Origin of the sequence: Pseudomonas inefficax, assembly GCF_900277125.1 — a bacterium.
Classification (GTDB): domain Bacteria; phylum Pseudomonadota; class Gammaproteobacteria; order Pseudomonadales; family Pseudomonadaceae; genus Aquipseudomonas; species Aquipseudomonas inefficax.
Map to the genome: position 1 here is coordinate 1 of NZ_OPYN01000193.1, position 3792 is coordinate 3792.

A 3792-nucleotide genomic window follows, 5' to 3' on the forward strand; every position below is an offset into this window, starting at 1 on the left:
GTGCTCCCGGGAAACCCGCCCAATGACGCTAGAGCAAGCCTGCTCACCTTGCGCTGCAAGCCTGGCGAAGTCGGCCAGGCTCGACGTTTCGAACAGCGCGCGCAACTGCAGCTCCACGCCCAGGCTCTGACGTACCCGGGAGATCACCTGGACGGCGAGCAAGGAGTGCCCACCCAGTTCGAAGAAGTTGTCGCCCAGGCCGACCCGCTCCAGCTTCAGCACATCGGCCCAGATCGTCGCGATCTGTTGTTCCAGTTCACTCTGCGGGGCCACGTAGGCCGCTTGCAGCAGGCTGGCGTCCGGCTGCGGCAGCGCACGGCGGTCCAGCTTGCCGTTGGCGGTCAACGGCAGCTTGCTCAGGAACAGCAGGTGTGCCGGCACCATGTAATCCGGCAAACCGGCCTTGAGCGCCTCGCGCAGGCTGTTGCGCAATGCGCCTTCGTCTTGCGTGCTGTCGGCAGGCACCACATACCCCACCAACTGCTTGCCGCCAGGGCCGTCCTGGGCCAGCACCACACCTTGGGCCACGCTGGCCTGCGCCTGCAGCCGCGCCTCGATCTCGCCCAGCTCGATGCGAAAACCTCGGATCTTCACCTGATGGTCGATCCGCCCCAGGTACTCCACCACTCCCGCGCCGCCGTAGCGGGCCAAATCGCCCGAGCGATACAGGCGGCCACCCTGGCTGTCGAACGGGTTCGGCACGAAGCGCTCGGCGGTCAGCCCCGGGCGCCCGTGATAGCCCCGCGCCAGGCCGGCCTGGCCGATCACCAGTTCGCCGTGGCTGCCCGGGGCCACCGGGTTCAGCGCGGCATCCAGCAGGTACCACGACAGGTCCGGGATCACCTCGCCGATCGGGCTGCTCGCGCCCTTGGCCAGGTCGGCCTTGGTGATCGGCCGGTAGGTCACGTGCACCGTGGTTTCGGTGATGCCGTACATGTTGATCAGCCGTGGCTGCTGGTCACCAAACGCTTCGAACCAGGGGGCGAGGCTGCTCACATCCAGCGCTTCACCACCGAACACCACATGCCGCAGGGCCAGGCCCTGGCCCTGCCGCGCTGCCGCGCAGGCCACCGGGATCAACTGGCGGAACGCCGACGGCGTCTGGTTCAACACCGTGACCTGCTCGCGCTGCAGCAGCGCATGGAAGTCCTCGGTGGAACGTGCCACGTCCTTGGCCACCATCACCGCCCGGCCGCCATACAGCAGCGCGCCGAACAGCTCCCATACCGAGAAGTCGAAGGCATAGGAGTGGAACACCGTCCACACATCGCTGGCATCGAAACGGAACCAGTCCTGGGTCGCCGCGAACAGCCGGACCACGTTCTGGTGCGGCAGCAGCGTGCCCTTGGGCTTGCCGGTGGAGCCGGAGGTGTAGATCACGTAGGCCAGGTTCTGCGGGGCTACTTCGATATTCGGGTTAGCGTCGCTGTAGCCGACCAGAGTTTGTTCATCCAGCTCTAGGCACTCGATAGCGGCCGGAATTGGCAGAGCCTCACGCAGATGTGCCTGGGTCAGCAATAAAGTGATGCCGCTATCAGCAAACATGTAGGCCAGACGGTCTTCCGGGTACTCCGGGTCTAGCGGCACATAGGCACCACCGGCCTTGAGAATGCCCAACAGACCAACCACCATGTCCAGGCTGCGCTCCATGGCGATGCCTACCAGCACATCCGGGCCGACACCGCGCTCGATCAGCTTGTGCGCCAGCTGGTTGGCCCGGCGATTCAGTTCGCCGTAGCTCAGGGTCTGCTCGCCGAAGGTGACTGCCGGGGCCTCGGGGGCGGCGACCACCCTGGCCTCGATCAGCTCATGGATGCTGCGTTCATCCGGGAAGGCGACGGTGTTACGGTTCCAGTCACGCAGCACGGCCTGCTGCTCGTCTTCGCCCAGCAATGGCAGCTCACTGATGCGCTGGCTCGGTTGGCGCACGATGGCTTCGAGCAGGTTGAGCCAGTGCCGCGCCATACGCTCGATGGTGCTGGCGTCGAACAGGTCGGTGGCATAGGTCAGCGAAGCCCCGATGCCCTTTTCGTGCTCGAATGTGTCCAGGGACAGGTCGAACTTGGCCGTATTCGTGCTCCAGTCCAGGCCAGACATTTCCAGGCCCGGCAAGCGGTGCTGGCTACCCTTGAGTTCTGTCTGGTGGTTGTACAGCACCTGGAACAACGGGTTGTGCCCAAGATTGCGTTCCGGCTGCAAGGCTTCGACCAGTTGCTCGAACGGCAGGTCCTGGTGGGCCTGCGCGCCCAACGTGCGCTGGCGCACCTGTTGCAGCAGCTCGCTGAACGTCAGTTGCACATCGAACTCGGCCCGCAGCACCTGGGTGTTGACGAAGAAACCGATCAGGCGCTCGGTCTCGACCCGGTTGCGGTTGGCCGTGGGCACACCAACACGGATGTCGGCCTGACCCGAGTAGCGATGCAGCAAGGTCTGGAAGCTGGCCAGCAACAGCATGAACGGCGTCACGCCCTGCTGCTGGGCAACGCGCTTGAGGTTGGCCGCCAGCTCATTGCCCAGTTCAATCGGCCAACGCGCGCCTTGGTGGCTCGGTACAGCCGGGCGCGGATGGTCCAACGGCAGCTCCAGCACCGGTTGCTCATCACCCAATTGTTCGGTCCAGTAGGCCAGCTGCCGCGCCTGCTCACCGGCCTCCATCCAGTTGCGCTGCCACACGGCAAAGTCCGCGTACTGGATCGGCAAGGGCGGCAACTGCGGCCCTTGGCCCTGGCTGTAGCCGGCATACAGTTGCACCAGTTCGTCGACCATCACCGGCATTGACCAGCCGTCGGCAACGATATGGTGCAGGGTCAGTACCAGCACGTGCTGGTCCGCCGCCAGGCGCAGCAGCCGGGCGCGCAGCAGCGGCCCCTGCTCCAGGTCGAACGGTTTCCCCGCTTCGGTCTCGACCCAGGCCCGCACAGCGGCCTCATCGGCGTGCCCCTGCTCCTCGACGGCCAGCTCGAATGGCACCTGGGCATGAATGATCTGTACCGCCTGCTCGCCGTCCAGGCGGAAGGTGGTGCGCAGGGTTTCGTGACGCTCGATCAAGGCGCCGAAGGCTTGCTGCAGGGCAGCGATATCCAGCGCCCCGGTCAGCTTCAGTGCTGCCGGAATATTGTAGGTGCCACTGTGCGGTGCCCATTGCCACAGGAACCACTGCCGTTGCTGGGCGTAGGAAAGCGCCAGCGGCTGAGCCCTGCTCACGCGTTCGATGACAGCAGCCGGTGCCCGCTCACCAAGCTCGGCACGTTTGGCAAAGTCCCTCAACACCGGAGCCTCGAACAGGGTAAGCAGCTGCACATCCAGCCCCAGGTGCTGACGAATGCGGGCAATCACCGAAACTGCCAGCAGAGAGTGCCCGCCCTGCAGGAAGAAGTGGTCGCCGAGGCCGACCCTCTCCAGTTTCAGCACATCCGCCCAGATCGCCGCAATCTGCTGCTCCAGCTCGCTCTGTGGGGCGATGTACTCGCCCTGCGACTGGCTGGCATCCGGCTGCGGCAGGGCCTTGCGGTCCAGCTTGCCGTTCGGCGTCACTGGCAGCTTGTCGAGCAGCAGCAGGTGTGCCGGCACCATGTAGTCCGGCAAACCAGCCTTGAGCGCCTCGCGCAGGCTGTCGCGCAAGGCGCCTTCGTCTAGCGTGCTGTCGGCAGGCACCACATAGCCCACCAGCTGCTTGCCGCTTGGTCCGTCCTGGGCGAGCACCACGGCCTCCTGCACAGGCGGCTATTCCAGTAAGCGTGCCTCGATCTCTCCCAGTTCGATGCGCAGGCCGCGAATCTTCACCTGGTGGTC

Annotated in this window: 1 protein-coding gene; it reads right to left on the minus strand. The window is 65.3% G+C overall.

The window, feature by feature from the left end; genetic code table 11:
* A partial coding sequence (locus JV551A3_RS23925; protein ID WP_268939230.1) for an amino acid adenylation domain-containing protein occupies window positions 1-3717 on the minus strand: 3717 nt, incomplete at its 3' end.
* Window positions 3718-3792: the final 75 nt, after the last annotated feature.